Annotated in this window: 22 protein-coding genes; 9 read left to right on the top strand and 13 right to left on the bottom strand. The window is 65.3% G+C overall.

What is annotated here, in order from left to right; translation table 11 throughout:
- Nucleotides 1–62: 62 nt before the first annotated feature.
- Complete coding sequence (locus LCM4576_RS18450) at nucleotides 63–989, bottom strand: sugar kinase (protein WP_071033643.1); 927 nt, start codon at nucleotides 987–989, stop codon at nucleotides 63–65.
- A gap of 7 nt (nucleotides 990–996) precedes the next feature.
- Nucleotides 997–1995: a DUF2125 domain-containing protein gene (locus LCM4576_RS18445; protein ID WP_041000342.1), complete on the bottom strand. Its 999-nt coding sequence runs from the start codon at nucleotides 1993–1995 to the stop codon at nucleotides 997–999.
- A 119-nt stretch (nucleotides 1996–2114) separates the two neighbouring features.
- On the opposite strand from LCM4576_RS18445, the gene LCM4576_RS18440 reads away from it, so the two are divergent.
- The 3 genes from LCM4576_RS18440 (at nucleotide 2115) to LCM4576_RS18430 (ending at nucleotide 4403) form a co-directional block, all read left to right on the top strand.
- Entirely contained in the window at nucleotides 2115–2636 is a 522-nt protein-coding gene (locus LCM4576_RS18440) for a gamma-glutamylcyclotransferase (protein ID WP_071033641.1), read from the top strand.
- Between the two features lie 116 nt (nucleotides 2637–2752).
- Nucleotides 2753–3700, top strand: coding sequence for an aldo/keto reductase (locus tag LCM4576_RS18435; protein ID WP_071033639.1), 948 nt, complete (start codon nucleotides 2753–2755; stop codon nucleotides 3698–3700).
- Nucleotides 3701–3782: 82 nt separating this feature from the next.
- Nucleotides 3783–4403, top strand: a complete 621-nt coding sequence (locus LCM4576_RS18430) for a LysE family translocator (RefSeq protein ID WP_071033637.1) — start codon at nucleotides 3783–3785, stop codon at nucleotides 4401–4403.
- 105 nt (nucleotides 4404–4508) lie between these two features.
- Here LCM4576_RS18430 and LCM4576_RS18425 read toward each other — a convergent pair whose 3' ends face one another.
- On the bottom strand, nucleotides 4509–5303 hold the full coding sequence (locus LCM4576_RS18425) for a 1-acyl-sn-glycerol-3-phosphate acyltransferase (RefSeq protein ID WP_071033636.1): 795 nt from the start codon (nucleotides 5301–5303) through the stop codon (nucleotides 4509–4511).
- Between the two features lie 139 nt (nucleotides 5304–5442).
- Nucleotides 5443–6345: a LysR family transcriptional regulator gene (locus tag LCM4576_RS18420; protein WP_071033635.1), complete on the bottom strand. Its 903-nt coding sequence runs from the start codon at nucleotides 6343–6345 to the stop codon at nucleotides 5443–5445.
- Nucleotides 6346–6447: 102 nt separating this feature from the next.
- Between LCM4576_RS18420 and LCM4576_RS18415 the strand changes: the two genes are divergently transcribed.
- Complete coding sequence (locus LCM4576_RS18415; protein WP_071033633.1) at nucleotides 6448–7068, top strand: pyridoxamine 5'-phosphate oxidase family protein; 621 nt, start codon at nucleotides 6448–6450, stop codon at nucleotides 7066–7068.
- Here LCM4576_RS18415 and LCM4576_RS18410 read toward each other — a convergent pair.
- The 3 genes from LCM4576_RS18410 to ftsE all read right to left on the bottom strand — a co-directional run bounded on the left by LCM4576_RS18410 (nucleotide 7065) and on the right by ftsE (nucleotide 9587).
- Complete coding sequence (locus LCM4576_RS18410; protein WP_244510836.1) at nucleotides 7065–7745, bottom strand: YdcF family protein; 681 nt, start codon at nucleotides 7743–7745, stop codon at nucleotides 7065–7067. The genes LCM4576_RS18415 and LCM4576_RS18410 overlap by 4 nt on opposite strands.
- A 197-nt stretch (nucleotides 7746–7942) precedes the next feature.
- Nucleotides 7943–8935: an ABC transporter permease gene (locus tag LCM4576_RS18405; protein WP_071033630.1), complete on the bottom strand. Its 993-nt coding sequence runs from the start codon at nucleotides 8933–8935 to the stop codon at nucleotides 7943–7945.
- On the bottom strand, nucleotides 8928–9587 hold the full coding sequence (gene ftsE / locus LCM4576_RS18400; protein WP_071033738.1) for a cell division ATP-binding protein FtsE: 660 nt from the start codon (nucleotides 9585–9587) through the stop codon (nucleotides 8928–8930). The genes LCM4576_RS18405 and ftsE overlap by 8 nt, the downstream gene beginning before the upstream one ends.
- Nucleotides 9588–9867: 280 nt before the next feature.
- Here ftsE and LCM4576_RS18395 point away from each other — a divergent pair, with 280 nt between their 5' ends.
- The 3 genes from LCM4576_RS18395 (at nucleotide 9868) to LCM4576_RS18385 (ending at nucleotide 11628) form a co-directional block, all read left to right on the top strand.
- Nucleotides 9868–10509, top strand: a complete 642-nt coding sequence (locus LCM4576_RS18395; protein ID WP_040989273.1) for a hypothetical protein — start codon at nucleotides 9868–9870, stop codon at nucleotides 10507–10509.
- Between the two features lie 122 nt (nucleotides 10510–10631).
- A complete protein-coding gene (hpt, locus tag LCM4576_RS18390; RefSeq protein WP_071033628.1) occupies nucleotides 10632–11174 on the top strand; it encodes a hypoxanthine phosphoribosyltransferase in 543 nt (180 codons plus the stop codon).
- An 82-nt stretch (nucleotides 11175–11256) separates the two neighbouring features.
- The gene (locus LCM4576_RS18385) at nucleotides 11257–11628 is read left to right on the top strand and encodes a response regulator (RefSeq protein WP_040989271.1); all 372 of its coding nucleotides are present in this window, start codon (nucleotides 11257–11259) and stop codon (nucleotides 11626–11628) included.
- Here the strand turns inward: LCM4576_RS18385 and LCM4576_RS18380 are convergent.
- On the bottom strand, nucleotides 11611–12564 hold the full coding sequence (locus LCM4576_RS18380; protein ID WP_071033626.1) for a DMT family transporter: 954 nt from the start codon (nucleotides 12562–12564) through the stop codon (nucleotides 11611–11613). The genes LCM4576_RS18385 and LCM4576_RS18380 overlap by 18 nt on opposite strands.
- 212 nt (nucleotides 12565–12776) lie before the next feature.
- Here LCM4576_RS18380 and LCM4576_RS18375 point away from each other — a divergent pair, with 212 nt between their 5' ends.
- Entirely contained in the window at nucleotides 12777–13655 is an 879-nt protein-coding gene (locus tag LCM4576_RS18375; RefSeq protein ID WP_071033735.1) for a LysR family transcriptional regulator, read from the top strand.
- 264 nt (nucleotides 13656–13919) lie between these two features.
- Here the strand turns inward: LCM4576_RS18375 and LCM4576_RS18370 are convergent, their stop codons facing one another.
- The 5 genes from LCM4576_RS18370 to argH form a co-directional block, all read right to left on the bottom strand.
- Nucleotides 13920–16523 carry a TIGR02302 family protein gene (locus LCM4576_RS18370; protein ID WP_071033624.1) on the bottom strand — a complete coding sequence of 868 codons (2604 nt, stop codon included), beginning with the start codon at nucleotides 16521–16523 and terminating at the stop codon, nucleotides 13920–13922.
- Nucleotides 16524–16637: 114 nt separating this feature from the next.
- Nucleotides 16638–17579: a threonine/serine dehydratase gene (locus LCM4576_RS18365; protein WP_071033622.1), complete on the bottom strand. Its 942-nt coding sequence runs from the start codon at nucleotides 17577–17579 to the stop codon at nucleotides 16638–16640.
- A 32-nt stretch (nucleotides 17580–17611) separates the two neighbouring features.
- Nucleotides 17612–18880 (bottom strand): diaminopimelate decarboxylase, encoded by a 1269-nt coding sequence (gene lysA, locus LCM4576_RS18360; protein WP_071033621.1) that lies wholly within the window; start codon nucleotides 18878–18880, stop codon nucleotides 17612–17614.
- A 54-nt stretch (nucleotides 18881–18934) separates the two neighbouring features.
- Complete coding sequence (locus tag LCM4576_RS18355) at nucleotides 18935–19141, bottom strand: lipoprotein (protein WP_040989264.1); 207 nt, start codon at nucleotides 19139–19141, stop codon at nucleotides 18935–18937.
- A gap of 300 nt (nucleotides 19142–19441) precedes the next feature.
- The gene (argH, locus tag LCM4576_RS18350) at nucleotides 19442–20842 is read right to left on the bottom strand and encodes an argininosuccinate lyase (RefSeq protein ID WP_071033619.1); all 1401 of its coding nucleotides are present in this window, start codon (nucleotides 20840–20842) and stop codon (nucleotides 19442–19444) included.
- A 32-nt stretch (nucleotides 20843–20874) separates the two neighbouring features.
- On the opposite strand from argH, the gene tlpA reads away from it, so the two are divergent.
- Nucleotides 20875–21558, top strand: a complete 684-nt coding sequence (gene tlpA, locus LCM4576_RS18345) for a thiol:disulfide interchange protein TlpA (RefSeq protein ID WP_071033617.1) — start codon at nucleotides 20875–20877, stop codon at nucleotides 21556–21558.
- Nucleotides 21559–21611 lie beyond the last annotated feature (53 nt).

Below are 21611 nucleotides of genomic sequence, written 5' to 3'. Positions count from 1 at the left end.
CTCCGAGGCATCCACCTGCCAACGCGAACGGAGCCGATCGGTCAAATCCCTGTGCCGTGCCGCTACCCTTGTTCCGATGGTGGCCAGTGCGCCGCCATCATGGCCAGCGTCTCGGCCCTGTCCGGCGCGCCCAGCCGGCCGCCGAAGCGCAGGCATTTGAGCGCGGCGGCGGCGCTGGCAAAGCGCAAGGCCTTCTCCATGGGCATGGCCTCGGCGAGGCCGACGGCAAAAGCGCCGTGGAAGACGTCGCCGGCGGCGAGCGTGTCGATCGCCTTGACCTTCGGCGCCTCGACATGGCGTACGCGCCCGGTCGTCCGGTCATGCCACCAGGTGCCGGCAGCGCCGCCGGTCACCGCGACAAAGGCGTCGGTGCGCGAGGCGAGGTCGGCGCAGGCGCTTTCGGGGTCGAGCGCGTGGCCGCAGACGATGCGGGCCGCGGGCTCCGAGGCGACGATGTGCGAGGCCAAGGGCAAGAGCCGCTCCAGCACCTCGACGGGCGCGGTATCGGCATCGAGGATCGCCGGGCGGCCGATCGATCGGGCCGCGCTCAAGGCGAGCGCCGCGGCGCCCGGCCAGCGGACATCCACCAGCACGGCATCGAAGGCGGAAAGATCGGCAAGCGGCAAAGCCTCGGGATCGGCTTGCGCCTTTTTGTCGTAGAAGGGGACGATGATGCGCTCGCCATGCGCGTCCACCACGATCGCGGCCAGCGCCGACCGCGCGCCGGCGACGCGGCGGATGAGACTGCAGTCGACGCCTTCGGCCTCTATGTCGGCGATCAGCTGGTCGCCGACCGGATCGTCGCCCGTGCTCGCCCAGAGCGAGACCTCGGCGCCAAGGCGATGCGCGGCGCAGGCGGCGCTCGTCGCCATGCCGGAGGCGATCTGGACGCCGTCGCTGGCGATGAACTTGCCTTGATGCGCCGGCAGCGTCTCGACGCGCAGGATCGTGTCGAGGGTGAAGGCGCCGACGCTGAGCAGTCTCGCCAWCGCTGCTTTACTCGACCGGCTTGATCTTGCCGAGTGGGATAAAGCCCAGCGAAGCCTTGCTCTTGACGATCTTCAGCGGCAGGGACGGCTCCTTGCCAAGCATGGCGATTCCRGCAAATCCCTGCTCGATCTCGCTCTTGTGCTCCGGGATGGCACCGCCAAGGATGGCGGCCACTGCCTTGGGGTCCTTGAGTTTGATGGTCAGGCTTGCATCGATCAGGCCTTCCGCGTCGACGGAGACCGGCCCGGACACGGTGATGCGCGCGGTTCCCGACGACAGGTCGAGCCTGGCGATGTCGATCGACTGGCCGCGCAGGCTCTTCGGYGGCGTCGCGATCAACGCTACGCCGTTCTTCAGCGTTACGTCGCCACTGCCGTCCAGCGCCGGCAGCACGCGTCCGTCGATGGCATCCGCATTGATCTCCAGATCGCCGAAGCTGCCGACATAGTTGATGTCCTGGCCGACTGGCTGCAGCTGGCCTGCCGCCTTGCCGGCGCTGAACAATTGCATCGGATCCGTGTCGTCCTGCGGATCGGTCTGGCCGTTCAGGCCTTCGGCCCGCAGCGAGACGCTCCTTGGCAGCGGCCACCACACTTTGACATTGGCCTGCAACTGGTCCCAGTCGATCCAGAGCGGTGGCATGCCGGGCGCCATCGTCCGCAGCGGCCCGCGCAGGTCGGCGACCGGCGACAAAGGCCCGGTGATCGCGGCGACGGCGTTGAAGCTTCCGGTGGAGGCCGCGACCTTCCGGGCGTCGTCCTCGTAGGCGATGTTGTCGCAGGAGACCGTGAAGCTCATCGGATAGCCGCTGACGGTGAGGTTGGCGCAGCCAGCGGCGATGCCCTTGCCGCCCAATCGCGCCACCGCCTGGTCGGCTTCGGTCTTGAGCCTGCCGGCAAGATAGAACCAGCCGCCGCTGTAGATGGCGAACAGCACGACGATGAACGCGGCGAGCCAGAACAGCCGGCGGCGGGGTTTGGGCGATCGCTCGTCACTTGACGTCATGCTGCGGCTCTCGTTAACCCCGGCGAGCGGGCGTTTACCAATACGCAAACAAGCGGGGGACAGAAGAAGCACCTTGTCGGTGCGGTGTCGTTCACTCGAATGCGATCAGGCTTGGCGATATGGGCGATTTTTGGGTTTTTGGCTATGGGTCGCTGATCTGGCGGCCCGGATTTGCCCATGTCGAGACGCGCCGCGCCCGGCTTTACGGCTATCGCCGCTCGCTTTGCGTCTATTCCTTCGTGCATCGCGGCACGCGGGAGCGGCCGGGCCTGGTGCTCGGCCTCGACCGGGGCGGCTCCTGCATCGGCCTCGCCTACCGCGTTCCCGGCAATCTGCGCGACGAGGTGCTTTCCTATCTGCGCGAACGCGAGCTGGTGACCAGCGTCTATCTCGAACRCATGYTGGACGTCCGGCTGCATGGCGGCAGTACAGTCGAGGYGGTTGCCTACATCGTCGACCGGCAGCATGAGCAATATGCCGGGGCGCTCGACGCCGGTCACGCGGCAGGTATCGTTCGCGGCGCCGTTGGCCAATCCGGCCGGAACGAGGATTACGTCTTGAGCACGCTCGAGCATCTCGAGGCGCTCGGCATTCGCGATCACTGGCTGGAAGAGGTGGGTCGTCAGGTCTCGCCYTCGTGAAGCGCTGGTCCGATCAAAAAGCAAAACCATGCCTTTGACCTTGTCCGGCCACGACCTAGCTTACCGGCATCCCATCCTTGGGCGTCAGGCCCGTTCCAGCATCACGGAGATCAGTCTTGCAGAAACGTCGTCTCGGTCGCACCGACCTTTCCATCGCGCCGCTGGTCCTGGGCGGTAACGTCTTCGGCTGGACCGCCGACGAGAAGACCTCCTTCGATCTGCTCGACCGGTTCGTCGCGGCAGGCTTCAACGCCATCGACACGGCCGATTCCTATTCGCGCTGGGTTCCCGGCAACAAGGGCGGCGAATCGGAAACCATCATCGGCAACTGGATGAAGAGCCGCGGCAACCGCGATCAAATCGTCGTCATCACCAAGGTCGGCTCCGATATGGGGCAAGGCAAGAAGGACCTCTCCGCCGCCTATATCGAAAAGGCGGTCGACGCGTCGCTGAAGCGGCTGCAAACCGACGTCATCGACCTCTATTTGTCGCACTGGCCTGATCCTGCCACGCCCTATGAGGAAACGCTCGGCGCGTATCAGCGGCTGCTCGAAAAGGGCAAGATACGCTATCCAGGCTGCTCCAATCTCGATGCCGGCCAGTTGCGCGCCGCGCTCGACGTCGCCAGCCTGCGCAGCCTGCCGCGCTACGAGGTGCTGCAGCCCGAATACAATTTGTACGATCGTTCGTCGCTCGACGGACCGCTGCTYGACCTGTGCAAGGCCGAGGATATCGGCGTCATCACCTATTTCAGCCTGGCCAAGGGATTTTTGAGCGGMAAATACCGCAGCAAGGCCGATCTCGGCCAAAGCGCGCGCGGCGAGGGCGTCGCCGGCTACCTCAACGAGCGCGGCATGCGCATCCTTGCCGCGCTCGATGCCGTGGCCGAGCGCCATTCGGYCAAGCAGGCGGAAGTGGCGCTGGCCTGGATCATCGCACGGCCGGGTGTCACCGCGCCGATCGCCAGCGCGACGACGCCGGCCCAGATGGACAGTCTGATCCGCGCCGCGTCGTTGAAGCTTTCGCCTGACGATATCGGGGCGCTAGACCGCGCGAGTAGCTAGCGCCTTCGTGCACGATCGTCCAAGACGGTCATGACACACCCTCGTAAGTCCTGTCGCATCGCGGCAAGCAGGAGGGTTCGGCATGGCCGGTGGCATCTTGAACGAGGCGCAGCCCTGGCAACAATTGCTGGCACTCATCGTGGCCGCAACCATCGTCATGGGCAGCCCGGGACCCGCGACCATCAGCGTCACCGCGGTCGGCGCGGCCTTCGGTCTRCGTCCTTCCCTGGGTTACACGTCTGGCGTGGTGCTCGGCACGATCGCCGTGCTTCTGGCGGTGGCGGCCGGGATTTTCGGCATACTGACATCGGTGCCGGGAGTGGCGCCGGTGCTGGCGATCGCCTCGGCGGYCTACATCCTTTATCTGGCTTTCCGGATCGCGACCGCGCCGCCCTTGACCGAGCGCGGGAGCACGGCGACGAAGCCTGATTTTCTCGGCGGTTTCATGCTCGCCGTCGCCAACCCGAAAGCCTATGTGGCGATCGCCGCTGTCTTCGCCGGCGCCGCGTCGCAGGCCGATGCGTTGGGCGTTTCCACCAGGCTGCTGGTGCTTGCCGCGATGATCGTCGCCATCCACGTCGTGTGGCTGCTTGCGGGAACCGCTTTCGCACGGTTCCTCCGCCATCCGCTGGCATCGCGGATCATCAACCTGTTATTTGCGGCGACGCTGGTGCTGGCTACTGCGCTGGCGGCGCTGCGGTAGAGCAATTCCAGGAAAAGTGTGAGCGGTTTTCCGTCTGGAATTGCGTAAAAACAAAGGGATAAGGCGTTTCGCCGTTTCTGTGAAACGGTGAAACGCCTTATCCGATCAGGTCTTTGCGGCCACGCCGAGTTCCGCCAGCCGCTTCAGCGCCGTCGGCGGCATGGGCGGCGGGTTCGGCGCCTGCGCCGCCTCGACGAGCATCTGATCGCAGGCAGCCTCGGTCTCGCCGATCAGCCGCTGCATGAATTCCTCCTTGCCGAGCCCTGGCGGGATCGGCGGCAGGAAGCGGGCCTTGATGGTGCCTGGATAGCGCAGGAACTTGCGGCGCGGCCAGTAGAGGCCGGCGACATGGGCGACCGGCACCACGGGGACGCCCAGTTGCGAATAGATCTCGACGATGCCGTATTTGTAGGATGGCTCGGCGCCCGGCGGGCGGCGCGTGCCTTCGGGATAGATAATGAGCTGGCGCGGGTTGCGATCCATCTCCTGCCTGGTCGCGACGACGACGGCCTTCAGCGCTTTCGAACGGCTGCCGCGGTCGACCGGGATCATGCRCATCTTCATGATGTACCAGCCGAAGAAAGGGATCCAGGTCAGCTCGCGTTTCAGGATGTAGAGCGCGTCGTCGAGATAGGGGAAGAAGGCGATCGCGTCCCAGAAGGACTGGTGCTTCGGCGCCAGGATGAAGGAGCCTTTGGGCAGGTTCTCGACGCCGGTGATCTCGCTCTTGGTCGCGGCGATCTTGTCATAGAGCCACATCGAGGTGCGCGACCAGAATTTCGGCACGAACCAGGCGCGATGGCGCGGCGACRGGAAATAGAAAGGCGTCCAGAAGATCATCTGGACGATMAGGCTGAGATAGAAAACGAGGTTGAACGCTAGCGAGCGGATGATGAGCATGCAAGGGGCCCGTGAGGAAGTGTGCGTTGGTTACACCAAGCGGCGGCAAAAAGGAAACGGCACGGTGCTCGAACGCTGGCCACTCTTGTTTTGTCGCAATTCCGGACGGAAAACCGCGATGCACTTTTCCTGGAATTGCTTACAATGACCGCGCCAGCCGCTCCTTCAGGCGCGGCGCTGCAAAATCGAGGAAGGCGCGCAGCTTCACCGGCAGCCGGCCCTGGCCGGCATGGACGAGGCTCACCGGCCAGGGCGGTGGCTCGAACGACTCCAGCACCACCCRCAGCGTGCCGGCGCGCACGGCGGCGTCYGCCTGGTAGGAGAGCACTTTTGTCAGGCCGAGGCCGGCAATCGCGGCATCGATCGCCGCTTCGGCGGTGTTGACCTGCAGGCGCGAGCGGACCGGGACCGTGGTTTCCGTCTTGCCAGAGCCAAAACTCCATGTCGCGGGAGCGGCGAGACCTTCGAAGGTGACGCCGTTGTGGCCCGCGAGATCCTGCGGTTTCTCCGGCGTGCCGTGCATGGCGAGATAGGCGGGGCTTGCGCAGACGAGGCGACGGATCGAGCCGACGCGGATTGCAACCATGGCCGAACCCTGCAGCTCGCCGATGCGCACCGCCAGATCGATATGCTCCTCGGCCAGCTGAGTGATCCGGTCGGACAAGGTCAGGCGGATATCCACTTGCGGATAGATGGCGAGAAAGGCGGTGATCACCGGCAGCACATGCAGGCGGCCGAAGACGACCGGCGCTGTGATGACCAGCTCGCCGGTCGGGCTCGAATATTCGCCGGCCGCGGTGCGTTCGGCTTCGCTCACCTCGTCGAGGATGCGGCGGCAGGCGGCAAGATAAGACTGGCCGGCATCGGTGAGCGTCAGGCGCCGCGTCGAGCGGTTGAGCAGGCGCGTCTTCAAATGCTTCTCCAGGTCGGTGAGCTTGCGGCTCACCGTCGCCAGCGGCACGCCGGCGCGCCTGGCTGCAGCGGAAAGGCTGCCGGCCTCCACCGTGGCGACGAACAGGGACATGGCGTCGAGGCGGTCCATTATTCTTCCGAAAACTGGAAAGATGGATTGCGAATATGCGCTCTACATCCGATTTTCGGAAGAGGCTAAATCACTTGCTATCCTGGTCCAAGGAGCGCCGGCATGAATGAATTCACCAGCGACGTCGCCTTCACGCCGACCGTCAAGGCCATCCAGTCCCGCAAGGGGTCGCGTGATTCCTACGCACGCGTCGAGCAGCGCGGCGGCTGGCGGGCAACGATCACGCCGGACCTCGCCGCCTTCATYGAGGCACAGACAAGCGTGTTTCTGGCGACGGCGAACGCCCAGGGACAGCCTTACATCCAGCATCGCGGCGGGCCGGCCGRCTTCCTCAAGGTGCTGGACGAGCACGTGATCGGCTTCGCGGACTTTTCCGGGAACCGGCAGTTCATCACCCAGGGCAACCTCGAGGACAACGACCAGGCCTTCCTGTTCCTGATCGACTACATGCTCAGGCAGCGGATCAAGATCTGGGGCAGGGCTCGGGTCGTCGAAAATGACCCGGAACTGAYGGCGAAGCTGATGCCGGCGGACTACAAGGCACGGCCGGAGCAGGCGATCCTGTTCACGGTCACGGCCTGGGATGCCAATTGCCCGCAGCACATCCCGCAGCGCTTCGAGGCGGCGGATGTCGCGGCGGCACTGGCCGAGCGCGACCGGCGCATCGCCGGCCTGGAGCAGGAGATTGCCCGCCTGCGCGATGGTGCGGCGGCTGAGCTTTAGTTCTTCACCACGGTCGATGCTTCCGCCAGCGTGACGCCCTCGGGCGTCGTGCGAAGCGGCAGGACGCCGCGCGCCAGCGACAGCACATATTTGCTGTATTCGGTCAGCAGCACGCGCAGCGCTTCCGGCTTGGTCAGCCAGCCACCATTGCCGAGATTGGTGTTGACCACCGGATAGGGCTCGAGCCGCGCGCCATGCAGCAGCCGGCCCATCTCGAGCAGGCTGCGCGGCATGTGGTAATTGTTGGTGACGATGATGATGCTGCCATAGGCGTGGTTCTCCACCCATTTGGCGCTTTCCTCGGCATTGCCGATGGTATCGAGCGCGGCGCGGTCGATGTCGACGCAGCAGGAGAAGAGCTGCTTGTCGCCGCCCATCGCCGCCTGCAGCTGGCGCCTTGTGGCCGAGGGATGGACGCCGCTGATCAGCAGTCGCTCACCCTTGCCGGAGGCCAGCAGATCCATCGCCGCATCGAGCCGCGACTGCCCGCCGGTGAGCACGATGATGGCATCGGCCCTGGCCGGATTGGTCGGCGTCGTCATGTGGCTGACCTTGTCGGCGAACCAGCCGAAGCCGCCTGCAAAAAGCACCAGCGCGGCGAGAACCGCGAAACCGCAGACGCGCAAGGYGAGCCGCAAACGACCAAGCCCGGCGGGGGCAGCGCTGCGCACACGCATCGCCGGCATCCGTCCAACCGTATCGATCGAATCCCGCGCTTCCATCATCCCCAGGTTAATCCTGAAAGCATCGCATGGTTAACTCCGAAATGCGGCGTTTGATGGGTAAGACGCGCACATTGCGTTACGGCAGGTGTCCCGTGTGTGATCGTTGTCTTATATAGCGCTTGCGCCGGCTTTCGGATTGAGCTCATGGATCAGCCCGCATCCGGTTGGCGAACGTCGATGTCGCTGAGATAGGCGACGACGGTGGCGTGCGAGGTCGCCGCGGTCAGCGCGCCGATCACCAGCACCATCAGGCCGACGCCGAAATAGCCGGCGGAGCCGATGGCGAAATTGCCGAACAAAGCGGTCGCCTGGTCGGCCTGGGGCGTGGCCATGTTGCGCGACGACCACCAGGAAAACACGATGAAGACGAGGATCGCGAGCGCACCGCCGGCGGCCGCGCCCTTCATGCCGGTGACCAGGAAATGCCAGCGGAACTCGCGCGCGATGAAGCGCGCCTCGGCACCGACGAAATGCAGCACCTCGATGATATGGCCGTTGCCGGCCATGGCACCGCGCGTGGCGAACACGACCGTCAGCACGGTCGCCGAGAGCATCAGCACCAAGACGGCGATGCCGATCGTCACCGTCGTGCGCGCCATGGCGACAAGGCGATCGACCCAGGTGCGGTGGTCGTCGAGCGCCGCGGTCGGGATCTTGGGCGCGATGGCGGCGCGCATGGCGGCGAAGTCCGGCGGGCTGGCCTCGTCGATGGTGACGATGATGAGGCGCGRCACCGGCAGCTCGTCGATGTTGAGGCCGCTGCCCAGCCATGGTTCCAGAAGGCGCGCCGTCGCGTCGCGGTCGATGATCTTGGTGCCCTTCACGCCGGGGAACTCGCTGGCGATCTGCGAGGCCTGCGCAAGGGCCGCCTCCATGTCGAGACCATCRGCCGGCTTGATCTGGATCRTCGCCTCGCGCGAGATCTGGTTCTCCCAGACCGATGCGGTATCGCGCACCAGGGTCACCGCGCCAAAGGTGAGGCAGGACAGGAAGGTCATGATGGCGATGACCAGCACCAGCGCCCGGCCGGCGATGTTCTGCGCCGGCACGATCGGCGCCGTCTTGCGCTGGACACGCCGGATCGTCGCCGGCGCCTCGGCGTCGRCTTCATCGTGCAGCTGATCGGCTGGAAGGTCAGTCATAGACGTCCAACCTTCCGCCAGCCAGAATCATGCGGCGCGCATCGACCTGCTCCATCAGGCCAAGGTCGTGGGTGGCGATCACCACGGCGGTGYCCAGCCGGTTCAATTCGATGAACAGCCTGAGCAGCCGGCGCGCCAGCGGCGGGTCGACATTGCCGGTCGGCTCGTCGGCCAGAAGGATCTCCGGCTGCTCTATCAGCGCGCGGGCGATCGCGGCGCGCTGCTTCTCGCCCCCGGACAGCACCGGCGGCAGCACATGCATGCGGTCGCCGAGGCCGACCCATTTCAGAAGCTCGGTCACGTCGGTGCGGTAGCTCGCTTCCTCGCGCCCGCGCACGCGCAAGGGCAGCGCCACATTCTCGTACGTCGTCATGTGGTCGAGCAGACGGAAATCCTGGAACACCACGCCGATGCGGCGGCGCAGCAACGGCAGTTCGCCGCGCGAGATGCGCGAGCGGTCCTTGCCGAAGATGGTGATCAGGCCGCGCGTCGGCTTCAGCGACATGAACAAAAGGCGCAGCAAGGTCGTCTTGCCGGCGCCCGAAGGGCCGCTCAGGAACTGAAAGGAGCGCTCCGGAATGTGCAGGGAAATGTCGCGGAGGATCTCCGGACCCATGCCATAGCGGAGGCCGACATTTTCGAAGCGGATCACGTTCGGCGACCTGAAACTCTCGGCGGCGACGCGCCACAATCTACTCTAGAGCGTTCCACCGTTTCACGGAAACGGCGAACCGCTCTATCTTTCGTTTGACGCAATTCCGGACGGAAAACCGTTTCACACTTTTCCTGGAATTGCTCTAACAGACCATCGGCCGGCATGGTTAACCGGCGGTTAATTTTGTGACATTCAGCGTGCATCAAAGCCATTCCGGTGGGGAAGCGTTAACCAATTCCGTTTACGCAAAAGAAACGAAGATTGCACTGGTGCCGTAATGGCTGACGAGAGAACCGCGCGCCCTGTTTCCGGCGAAATCATGACCGGTTCGGCGACAAAGGCCGCGCCGGAGCGCGTCATGTCCGGCGCGACCGACATCGTCGAYGCCGACTATGTAGTGCTGCCGCGTTTTGTCGCGCACCCTGAATCGTCGACAGCGCCCGCGCCGCCGCAGGTTCCTTCCTCGCCATCGATCGAAGGCATGGGCATGCTGCGCAAGCCGGAGGCCGCGCCGTCGGGCTCCTCGCGAGGCGGCCCGCTGTTCTGGGTCGCCGGCGTCGGCATAGCGCTCGCCTCCTTCTGGGTGTCGGGTGGTCATGCRCTGGTCCGGCAAAGCCCCTTTTGGACGACCCCCGCGCCGGCGAGCGCGCTCACCATTTCCGGCGTGACGTCGCGCATCGACGCGTCGGGCTTGAAGCCGGTGCTGTTCGTGGATGGCGAGGCGGCGAATGACGGGATGAAGTCGGAAACGCTGCCGCCGCTCGAGATCCGCGTCACCGACAACAACGCCAATATCATCCGCTACAGGCTGGGGACATCCAACCGTTCCCTGGGGCCCGGCGAAAGATTCGGCTTTTCCAGCCGCCTCGATGTGCCTAAAGACGGTGTGAAGACCGTCTCCGTAATCTTCGCCGGCTAGACGGGTCGATATTCAGGCGAGGCCGGCCTGCAAATAGCGGTTTCCCGCGCTTCCGGTGCTCACGTACCGAAACGTACGCTCCGCTCCTGTCGACGTCGCTGCCGATTTTGAAGGACAAAAGAATGCCAGTTGTGCGTGGCAAGGACATCGAGGTCCTGTTTTCGGCGTCGGCGATCGCGCGCCGCAATCTCGAGCTCGCCAAGGAAATCGCCGGGCGCGACTACCACGACCTGCTGGTGATCTCGATCCTCAAGGGCTCGTTCGTCTTCGCCGCCGATCTCATCCGCGCCATGCATGATGTCGGCCTGTCGCCGGAAGTCGAGTTCATCTTCATTTCAAGCTATGGCGCCGGCACCACGAGCGGCGAGGTCAGGGTGCTGCGCGACATCGACAACGAGGTCRCCGGCCGCGACGTGCTGTTGATCGACGACATACTGGAATCCGGCAAGACGCTTTCCTTCACCCGCGATCTGATGCTTTCGCGCGGCGCCAGGAGCTGCGCCATCGCGGTGCTGCTCGACAAGCGGATGCGCCGCCAGAGCGCGCTCAACGCCGATTATGTCGGCTTCGACTGTCCGGACTATTTCGTCGTCGGCTACGGCATGGATGTYGCCCACGCGTTCCGCGAGCTGCCGTTTGTCGGCGTGGTGAAGGGCGACGCCTGAAAGGACGCCAGCGTCCTTCCAAAAGCTGCCGATCGTTAGAATTTTCAGAAAACATCAACGTTTCGGCGGCATCTATCTCGGCATGGCAAAGCTTCTGATCGTCGAGGACGATGAGTCCGTCCGCACCCTCGCTGCCCGCGCGCTCGAGCGCGACGGCCATAATGTCACCGTCGCCACCGACGGCGCGCAGGGGTTGGACATGATCCGGCAGGCCCGCGGCGGCTACGACCTTGTGGTGTCCGACATCCGCATGCCGGAAATGGACGGCATCGAGATGGCGACAGCCGCCGCGAGAGAGTTCCCGGTGATGAGAATCATGCTGATGACCGGCTATGCCGACCAGCGTGAGCGCGCCGAGGAGCTCAACGGCATCATCCTCGACGTCGTGCAGAAGCCATTCACGCTGGCCGAGATCCGCACCCGCGTCGGCAAGGCATTAAGCTGCTTCGCTTGAGACCGCGCCGGTTGCCGGCGCGGCATTTCGCCGACGCCCGCCGCTGAGCGCAAGCAGGCCGGCGCCGATGATCAGCGCCGCGCCCAGCACGGTGGTTTCACGCGGCACTTCGGCGAAGAACAGGAAACCCCACAGCGGCGACCACAGGATGCCGGTGTATTCGAAGGTGGCGACGCGGTTGGCCGGCGCCATCCGGTAGGCCTGCGACAACAGGATCATGCCGGCGGACGCAACGAGGCCGCAGGCGGCCATCTTGAGGAAGTCCGGCATTGTCGGCCAAACCCACGGCCGCACCAGGAATTCGACGCTCGGATGCGCCGCATGGGTGATGCCGGCGAGATGAAAGACGGTCGCGACGGCAATTGCGCCGCTGAGATAGGCGCCGTTCTGGTAGAAGGCCATCACGGTCGACGATTCGGTGTCGCCGATGCGGCGCGCCATCAGTTGCGAAAAGCCGTAAAGGAAGGCCGAGCCCAGCGACAACAGCGCCGCCCAGTCGAACACGCCGGCGCCGGGRCGCACCATCACCAGCACGCCGACCAGGCCGATCAGCACCGTCGCCAGCGTTTTCCACGAGACGCGTTCGCCAAGGTAAGGTCCGGCCATCGCCATGATGAACAGCGGCGCCATGAAATAGAGCGCCACCGCATCGGCCAGCGGCAAGGCGGCGATCGCCAGATAGTAGACCGTGTAGGACGAGAACTGGATGAAGGCGCGCAGCGTCAGCATGCCGAAGCGCTTCGACAGCACCGCCTTCAGGCCGACATCGGCCTGGACGATGGCGATCAGGATCGGCAACGCGACGATGGCCCGGATCGCCATCACCTCGGTCACCGGATAGCCGCCCGACACCGCCTTCACCAGCGGATCCTGCAGCGAAAAAACCAGCACGCCGAGGCAGAGGCTCAGAATGCCAAGCACCGTCCGGTTCTGCATCGGTGTYGGCCCCCCGCGAGCCGCATTTTATCAGCAAAAAGAACCCGCTACCGTTTTCAGGCAGCGGGTACGAGTGAGGACTCTTCGATTGGTCCGCGGCCGATTTCGCGGTCGCATATCCAATGGGTGACGCGACTATCCTGCGGCATTTGACATCTTGCAAACGAATTGGAATGATGCCTGCAATCAAATTTGCTTATGGYGGAAAATCGATGAAGCCCGTGCTCGACAGCGACCTCCTGCGCACCTTCGTGGCGGTGGCCGAGACCGGCAATTTCACACGTGCGGCGGAGAAAGCCGGGCGCACGCAATCGGCCGTGTCCATGCAGATGAAGAAGCTCGAGGACATGGTCGGCGACGATCTGTTCGAACGCGGCTCGCGCGGCGTGGCGCTGACACGCCGTGGCGGCGAGCTCATCGTCAACGCGCGCCGGATCGTCTCGCTGCTCGACGAAACGGCGGCCTCGCTGGTGGCGCCGCCRCTCGGCGGGCTGGTGCGCATCGGCATCCCGGCCGAATATGGACGTTCGAWCTTGTCGCGGGCGCTGGGCGAATTCGCCAAGCGGCATCCGCGCGTCGAGGTCACGGTGCGCTACGCGCACTCGGATTCGCAGGTGCGGGCGCTCGCGGCCGGCGAGCTCGACCTCGCCGTGGTGTTCGAATGGGAGGGCTCTTCCGGCGGCGAGGTGCTGATGCACGACCCGACGGTCTGGGTTACATCGACGCTGCACCACATGCATGAGGAGCGGCCGGTGCCGATCGCGCTTTACAGCCGCAACGGCTGGTGCCGCGACTTCGCCATCAAGTCGCTGCAGCAGCGCGGCCTCGACTACCGCGTGGCCTACACCAGCGACACCAATGGCGGCCTGACGCTCGCGGTCACTTCCGGCCTTGCCATCGCGCCGATCTCGCGCAGCAACATCCCGGAAGATTGCCGCGAGCTGACGGCCGCCGACGGCTTCGGCGACATCGATTCCTCCAACGTCGTGCTGCACCGCAATCCGCAGGCGACCGGCGATGCGATCGACGGCATGGAGAACGCGATCCGCGAGGCGTTCATGTTGACAAGGCAGGTCGCGCCTGCGGCATAGATACCGGCGCACAGCGATCCTTCGCGCCCCCCTCTGTCCTGCCGGACATCTCCCCCACAAGGGGGGAGATTGCCAGTTCCCGCGACCGCGCTTTTCCTGYGGTATTGGTGATCGCGGCGTTGGCGATTGGCGAAAGCGGTGACGACATCCGATCTCCCCCCAAGTGGGGGAGATGTCCGGCAGGACAGAGAGGGGCGCTGTCCCGCCAGCATCTCAAAAGTGGGCAAGGGCCTCACATCCAGTCTAACAGCTGTGAGGCAGAAGCTACTTCAGCTCCAGCAGCCGTTCGAGATAGCTGCGCTCGATGTCGGGGCTGAGCGCGTTGCCGAGCCGCTTGCGGATCGCGTCGAGGATCTGGCGGGCGCGCTGCACGTCAATCTCGTCGGGGACCTTRACCGAGGTGCCGTCATCAGGGCCGTTGGTCGCGCGCGGCCGTCCCAGCGGATCGCGGTCGGCATTCTGCTCGCGGCCACCCTGCTCGCCGCCGCCCTGGTCGCCCTGCATGGCCTGCATCTGCTTCATCATGTCCTTGGCGCCGCGGCGCAGCGCTTCCAGCGCGCGGCCCTGGTGGCCGACGGCCTGGTCGCCATCGCCCTGGCCAAGCGATTGCTCGGCGTCGCCCATCGACTTGCCGGCCTCGCCGAAGCCTTCATTGGGCTGCATGCCCATGCCTTCGAGGCCCTTCTTCAATTGATCGAGCTCGCTTTGCAGCTGGCCCTGGCCTTCCTGCAGTTGCTTCAGCGCATCGGCGAGGTCCTTCGGCGACATTTTCGGCCGTCCCAGCGGATCGCGGTCTTGGCCGGGACCTGGCCGTTGCTCGTCCTGGCCCTGCTGCTGTTGCTCGCCATCCTCGCCGAATTGTTGTTCGCCATTGTCGCGCGAGYCACGCTGCATCTGGTCGAGGCGGAAGGTGTCGTTCATCATTTCCTGCTGGCGGCGCATGATATCGCCGAGCTTGTCCATCTGCTGGCGCAGCTCGCTATCCTGCTCGCCGCCCGGCTGCTGGCGGCCGGCCTGCAGGTTGTTCATCATGTCCTGCAGCTCGGAGAGAAGCTGCTGCGCCTTGTCGCGATCGCCCGATTTGGCCAGATTCTCGATCTGATCCATCATGCGGTCGATATCGCTCTGGCRCAGCTCGCGGCCGTTCTGCTGCATCTGCGGCGCGTTCGGGTTCTGCTGCGCGCGCTGGGCGAATTCCTGCAGGAACTGGTTCATCGCCTCGCGCAGTTCCTTCATCGCCTTTTCGATCTCCTGATCGCTGGCGCCGTTCTTGATGGCGTCCTGCAACGCCTGCTGCGCCTGGCGCAACCGGCGCTCGGCGGCCGACAGATTGCCTTCCTCGATGCCGAGCGCGATCTCCCAGAGATAGGAGACGACGTTGCGCAACTGGTCGTCGCTCTCGGAGAGCTTCAGCCGGCTCCGCGCGCTCATGATGGCGAGATAGTTCGACATGTTGTCGAACGTGTCCTCGGGCCGCAGCGTGATCGCATCCATCAGGTCGAGGACGCGCGGCTTGGCATTGGTGTCGAGCGCCAGCAACCGGCGCTGTTCGATCACCGCGCGGGCCAGYGGGTTGGCGAAGGGCCGCTCGGGCATGACAAGCGTCTTGGTGTCGCTGGTCGCGGTGTGGCCGGCATCGTCGGTGACGCTCAGCGTCAGCTTGATGTTGCCGCCGGCCCAGACATGCTCGGTCAGGTCCTTGGTCGTCTTGGCCGCGCTCGCCTTGCCGCCGCGCCGCGGCAGGGTCAGCGGCATGTCGGGCGCGCCATAAAGCGGATGCGCATTCGCGGCCGGCGGGTCGGACAGTTCGAAAACGGCCTTGGCGGAGGCCGCGCCGTAATCGTCGTCGATCTGGTAGTTGAGCTCCATGGCGCCRTTGACGGCGCGCTTCGGCTCGCCGACGAAGCGGATCGTCGGCGGCTTGTCGGGGATGACCGCAAAGGCCCAGTGGCCGAGATCGCTATCGCCGGATTTCAGCGTCAGCGTGCCGTTGGTGTTCAGCTTGCCGGAGAACTGGCGGACGTTTGGCGCCGTCTGGCTGGCGGCAGCGGGCGCGGTCCCCTTGGGTGCTCCGGGGGGCGCCGCGGGCTCGATGGCGCGGTCATTGCCGCCTTGATCGGCATAGCTCAGCGTTTCCTCGCCCGAGCCCCCGGTGACGCGCAGCGAAACGTCGCTGCCTTGCGGAACGGAAAAGGTCTGGACGGCCTGGTTGGCATCGGCCGTCAGGAACAGCGGCGCCTTGCCGGTATAGGCGGGCGGCGTCACCCAGGCGTCGATGCGCGGCGGCACGGCATCGTGCACCGCGCGGGCGACAAAAGCGTCGCCGACCCTGCCGCCGAATGGGCCGAAGGAGAAGGCCAGGGCGGTGACGAACAGCAGCCCGGCCACGGCGCGCAGGCCCCAGCGGTCATAGTCCGGCACGCCGGTGCGCGGCCGGTCGGCGCCGAGGCTCGAAAGCCGCTCGGCCATGCGCTTCTGGTGCTCGCGCCACAGCGCCTGCGAAAAGATGCTGTCGGCRCCGCTCGGCCGGTCGGTCTGCACCTGCACCGGGCTGTGCAGCAATTCGTTCGCCGCCTCGATGCGGCGGTCGATCTCGGCGGCCGAGGGCAAGCGGAAGAAGCGCAGCGGATAGAGCGCCGCGACCGCCGCCAGYGCGAACAGGATCAGAAGGCCGATGCGCGCCGCATCCGRCAAGCGCGGGAACAGGCCGAACCATGAAAAGCTGAGGAACAGGCTGGCGACGACCAGCAGCGGCAGCACGAGCGGCCAGGCGCGCTCGAAGAGTATCGAGGCCCGTGTCGCCAACCGGCTGAGCGCCAGGCGCCCGGCCAAGCCGCGTTCGCCGCTGGAAATGGGTCGTTCGGTCATCGGCCCTTCCTGCCCGGGCACGATAGCCCGGACGTCATCGCCAGAAGGATACCAACAAACACGGCAAAGGCGAGGCGGGTTCCAAAAACGTGAAGCGGTTTGGCCGGGTTATGATCAGAAATTGGCGGGATTCGTGTTGGAACCGCAGACCAGGACGGCCACGCGCTCGGTTTCCGCCGGCACATAGCGCCCGGAAAGCATGGCGGCGAAGGCGGCGGCGCCGCCCGGCTCGGCGATGATTCGCACGCGGTCCCACAACGCCCTCTGCGCCGCGACGATGTCGTCGTCGCTGACCAGGATCGAACGTTCGACGAAGGCCTCGGCGATCGGGAACATTATTTCGCCGACGCGCTTCGGCGCCAGCGAATCGGCGGCGATGCCTTCGGCCGGCGCATCGACCGGCTTTCCGGCCTCCAAGGCGCGGTAGAGCGTCGGCGCGCCCTCGGGCTCGATGGCGATGATGCGGATACGCCCCGAGAACCAGGCGGCGATGCCGCCGATCAGGCCGCCGCCGCCGACGGCGACCAGCAGCGTGTCGATTTCGGGCAGGTCGGCCTCGATCTCCAGGCCGAGCGTGCCCTGGCCGAGCAGCGTTTCCTCCTGGTTGAAGGCGTGCACCTGCAGGGCGCCGGTTCTGGCGGCGAATTCCTCGCTGGCGGCCAGCGCCTCGGCATAGCGGGCGCCGCCGACCACCAGCTCGGCGCCGTAGCCGCGGATGCGCGCGAGCTTCGCCGGCGGGCTGACCTCGGGCACGAAGATGCTGGCCTTGTGCCCGAGCTTCATGGCGGCGTAGGCGACGGCCGCGCCATGATTGCCGCCGGACGCTGCGACCACGCCGGCCTCCGGCACCTGGCGTTCGAGCAGGTTGGTGAAGGCGCCGCGCGCCTTGAAGGAGCCGGAATGCTGCAGGCATTCGAGCTTCAGGTCGACCGGAAAGGCCGGCCGGCCGAAATCCGCCATGTCGACGCGCATGACGGGCGTGTGGCGCACATAGGGACGGATGCGCGGTTCGACAGCGGCGATGCGCTCGCGCGTGATCGTCTTTTTTTCCAGCATGGCTTGCTCCTTAAAGCGTCGTCGCCACTCGGTTACTTCAGCCAGTCGGGGATAGAATCCAGTCCGATCAGGTCCTCGTAGGTCTGGCGCGGCCGCACGACATGGAAGCGGTCGCCGTCGACCAGAACCTCCGGCACCAGAAGCCGGGTGTTGTATGTGCCGGCCTGCACCGCACCATAGGCGCCGGCGGTGGAAACGGCGATCAGGTCGCCGGCCTTCAGCCTCGGCAGGTCGCGATCGAGGCCGATGAAGTCGCCCGTCTCGCAGACCGGGCCGACGACGTCGGCCTTCATGCGCGCCGTCGAGGCGTGCGGCTGCACCACCGGCCGGATGTCGTGGAAGGCGTCATAGAGCGTCGGCCGGATCAGGTCGTTCATGGCGGCGTCGACGATAAGGAAGTTCTTGGCGTCGCCTTCCTTCACATAGATCACCTCAGACACCAGGATGCCGGCATTGCCGACGATCAGGCGGCCGGGCTCGAACATCACCTTGAGACCGAGCCTGGTGACGTGCTTCCTGACGATCTCGGCATAGGCGTCGGGCAATGGCGGCGGGCTGTTGTCGACACGGTAGGGAATGCCGAGGCCGCCGCCGAGATCGACATGCTCGATCGAATGTCCGTCGGCGCGCAGCGCGCCGACCAACTCGGCGAGCAGCGCGAAGGCGTCGTCGAAGGGCTGCAATTCGGTGATCTGGCTGCCGATATGGGTGTCGATGCCGGTCACCTTGATGCCCGGCAATTCAGCCGCGCGGGCATAGACCTGCCGGGCGCGCTGCCATGGGATGCCGAACTTGTTCTCGGCCTTGCCGGTCGAGATCTTCTTGTGCGTTCTGGCATCGACATCCGGATTGATGCGCAGCGAGATCGGCGCCACCTTGCCGAGCGCCACGGCGCGCGCCGACAAAAGCTCGAGCTCAGGCTCGGATTCGACGTTGAAGCAGAGGATGCCGGCCGAGAGCGCGAAATCCATCTCGCGCGCGGTCTTGCCGACGCCGGAAAACAGGATCTTGCTGGCCGGTATGCCGGCGGCCAAAGCGCGGCGCATTTCGCCTTCCGAGACCACGTCGGCGCCCGCGCCCTGCTTGGCCAGCGTCCTCAGAACGGCCTGGTTGGAGTTCGCCTTCATGGCGTAACAGACCAGCGCGTCGAGGCCGGCGAAGGCCTCCCTGAAGACGCGGAAATGGCGGGTCAGCGTCGCCGTCGAATAGCAATAGAAGGGCGTGCCGACCGCGGCAGCGATATCAGGGATCGCGACGTCCTCGGCATGGAGCACGCCGTCGCGGTAATCGAAATGGTTCACGAGGTTCGGTTCCGGAAGTTGGAGCGGTATGAGATCGGGTCGATCTCATCGGCTCTAGAGCAGGGGATCGAGGATGAATTTCCTGTCCTTGACCGGTTTTTCCGGCTCGGGCGGCACCGGCTGCTTGGCTTTTTCCGCATCCTTGCGTGCCTGCACCGCCGCCTCATAAGGCGTGTCGAGGCCGGTCTTCCTGCCGCAGGCGGTAACGGTGACAACCGCCGCCAGCAACGCCAGCGTCACCAAAATCCTGCTACGGGTCATCGATCCATCCGTTCGAAACTGATTGTTGTGCTGCCGCTTTTAGCCGAGTTTTCAGCGCTTTGCATCCCGGCAATTGTTTTGATGCATGTCGTTGTCCCGGAACCGCTGCACACTTCCGGGCGACATGCATTTGTTTTGATGCATGTCGTTGCCCCGGAACCGCTGCACACTTCCGGGCGACATGCATTTGTTTTGATGCATGTCGTTGCCCCGGAACCGCCACACACTTCTGGGCGACATGCATTTGTTTTGATGCATGTCGTTCTCCCGGAACCGCTACACACTTCTGGGCGACATGCATCAAGCCTTGGCGAGCCGCTTCTTCCAGTAGCGGATCTGCTTTCGCACTTCCGACGGCGCGGTGCCGCCGAAGCTCACCCGGCTCTTCACCGAATTCTGCACGGCAAGCACCGAGAAGATGCCGTCGGTGATGCCGGAATGGATCGAACGCAGGTCGTCCAGCGAGAGCTTCTCCAGCCCGACCTTCTTTTCCTCGGCGAGCGCCACGGCGCGGCCGGTGACATGATGGGCCTCGCGGAAGGGCAGGCCTAGATTGYGCACCAGCCAGTCGGCAAGGTCGGTCGCGGTGGCGTGACCGGCGCCGGCGGCCTTCTTCATGGCGGCGGCGTTGACGGTCATGTCGCGCACCATGCCGGTCGTCGCCGCCAGCATCAGGTCGAGCGTCTCGGCGGCGTCGAAGACCGCTTCCTTGTCCTCCTGCATGTCCTTGCCATAGGTCAGCGGCATGCCCTTCATCACCGTCAAAAGGCCGACGAGATGGCCGTTGACGCGGCCGGTCTTGCCGCGCACCAGCTCGGCGGCGTCCGGGTTCTTCTTCTGCGGCATGATCGAGGAGCCGGTGGAAAAGGAATCCGAGAGCCGGATAAAGCCGAATTGCGGCGTCGACCAGATGATGATCTCYTCGGCCAGYCTGGAGAGATGCGTCGCGCAGATTGCGGCGAGGCTCAGGAACTCGAGCGCGAAATCGCGGTCAGAGACGCTGTCCAGCGAATTGCGGGTCGGCTCGCGGAAACCCAGCGCCTTCGCCGTCATATGGCGGTCGATGGAAAAGCTGGTGCCGGCAAGGGCCGCCGCGCCCAGCGGGCTTTCATCCATGCGTTCGATGGCGTCGCGGACGCGCGAGAGGTCGCGGCCGAACATCTCGACATAAGCCATGCAGTGGTGGCCGAAGGTCACCGGCTGCGCCGCCTGCATATGGGTGAAGCCGGGCATGACGGTCGCCGCGTGCTCCTCGGCGCGTTCGAGGAACGCGGCGATCAGCTCTTTCAGCGCCTGGGCGAGGCGCTGGCATTCCTGCTTGACCCAGAGCCTCAGATCGACGGCCACCTGGTCGTTGCGCGAGCGCGCGGTGTGCAGCCGTCCGGCCGCCGGGCCGATCAGGTCGGCAAGGCGGGCCTCCACATTCATGTGGATGTCTTCGAGCCTGGTCGAGAATTCGAACGTGCCGGCCTCGATCTCTTTCAGGATCGTGTTCAGCCCGTGAGCGATTTTTTCTTGATCGGCCGCCGAAATAATGCCCGTTTCGGCCAACATCTCGCTATGGGCGATCGATCCGCTTATGTCCTGCGCATAGAGCTTGCGGTCGAAGCCGATCGACGCGTTGATCGCTTCCATGATCGCGGCCGGACCCGAGGCAAAACGTCCGCCCCACATCTGGTTGCTGGCCTTCTTGTCGCTCATCGCTATAACCCGTGCTCCGGAGCAGTTTTGAAATGGCAGACGGCAAGAGATTCTTTTTTCCGGCTACGCGCCTCATCCTTGCCGCCTTGGTGGCGGGCGTGCTGGCCGGCGCGGTGGCGGTATATGTCAGCGAGAGCGGTTCTGGCAACAACGCTCCCGAGAAGGTCGCCGCAACCGCCGACAAGGACGATGCCGCCTGCGCGGCCAAGGCCGGGCGCGCCAAGCAGATCGCCGCYAAGGCCGTCGGCCAGGTCGCGGCGCTGCAGCCGGCCGATCCGCCGCAGTCGCTGAAGAGCCTGGCCTTCAACGGTCCCGACGGCAAGCCGATGACCATCGCCGACCATGCCGGCAAGACGGTGCTGCTCAATCTGTGGGCGACATGGTGCGCGCCGTGCCGCGCCGAGATGCCGGCGCTCGATGCGCTGCAGAAGGAGAAGGGCAGCAACGCCTTCGAGGTGATCGCGGTCAATGTCGACACCGGCGACGATACCAAGCCGAAAARGTTCCTCAAGGAGATCGGCGTCGAGACGCTCGGCTTCTACCGCGATCCGACGATCGCCCTGTTCAACGAGGCGAAAACGCGCGGCCTGGCGCTGGGGCTTCCGGTCACCATGCTGATCGACGCGGACGGCTGCCTGATCGCGCACATGAACGGCCCGGCCGAGTGGTCGAGCCCCGACGCCAAGCGGCTGGTGGAAGCGGCGCTCGCGCCGTGACCGTGTAGTCTTTTTGCATTGACGCAATTCCGGACGGAAAACCGCTACGCACT

The organism is Mesorhizobium sp. LCM 4576 (genome assembly GCF_001854815.1).
In the GTDB taxonomy this organism is placed as follows: Bacteria; Pseudomonadota; Alphaproteobacteria; order Rhizobiales; family Rhizobiaceae; genus Mesorhizobium; species Mesorhizobium plurifarium.
This window is presented reverse-complemented; position numbering and strand designations above follow the sequence as displayed.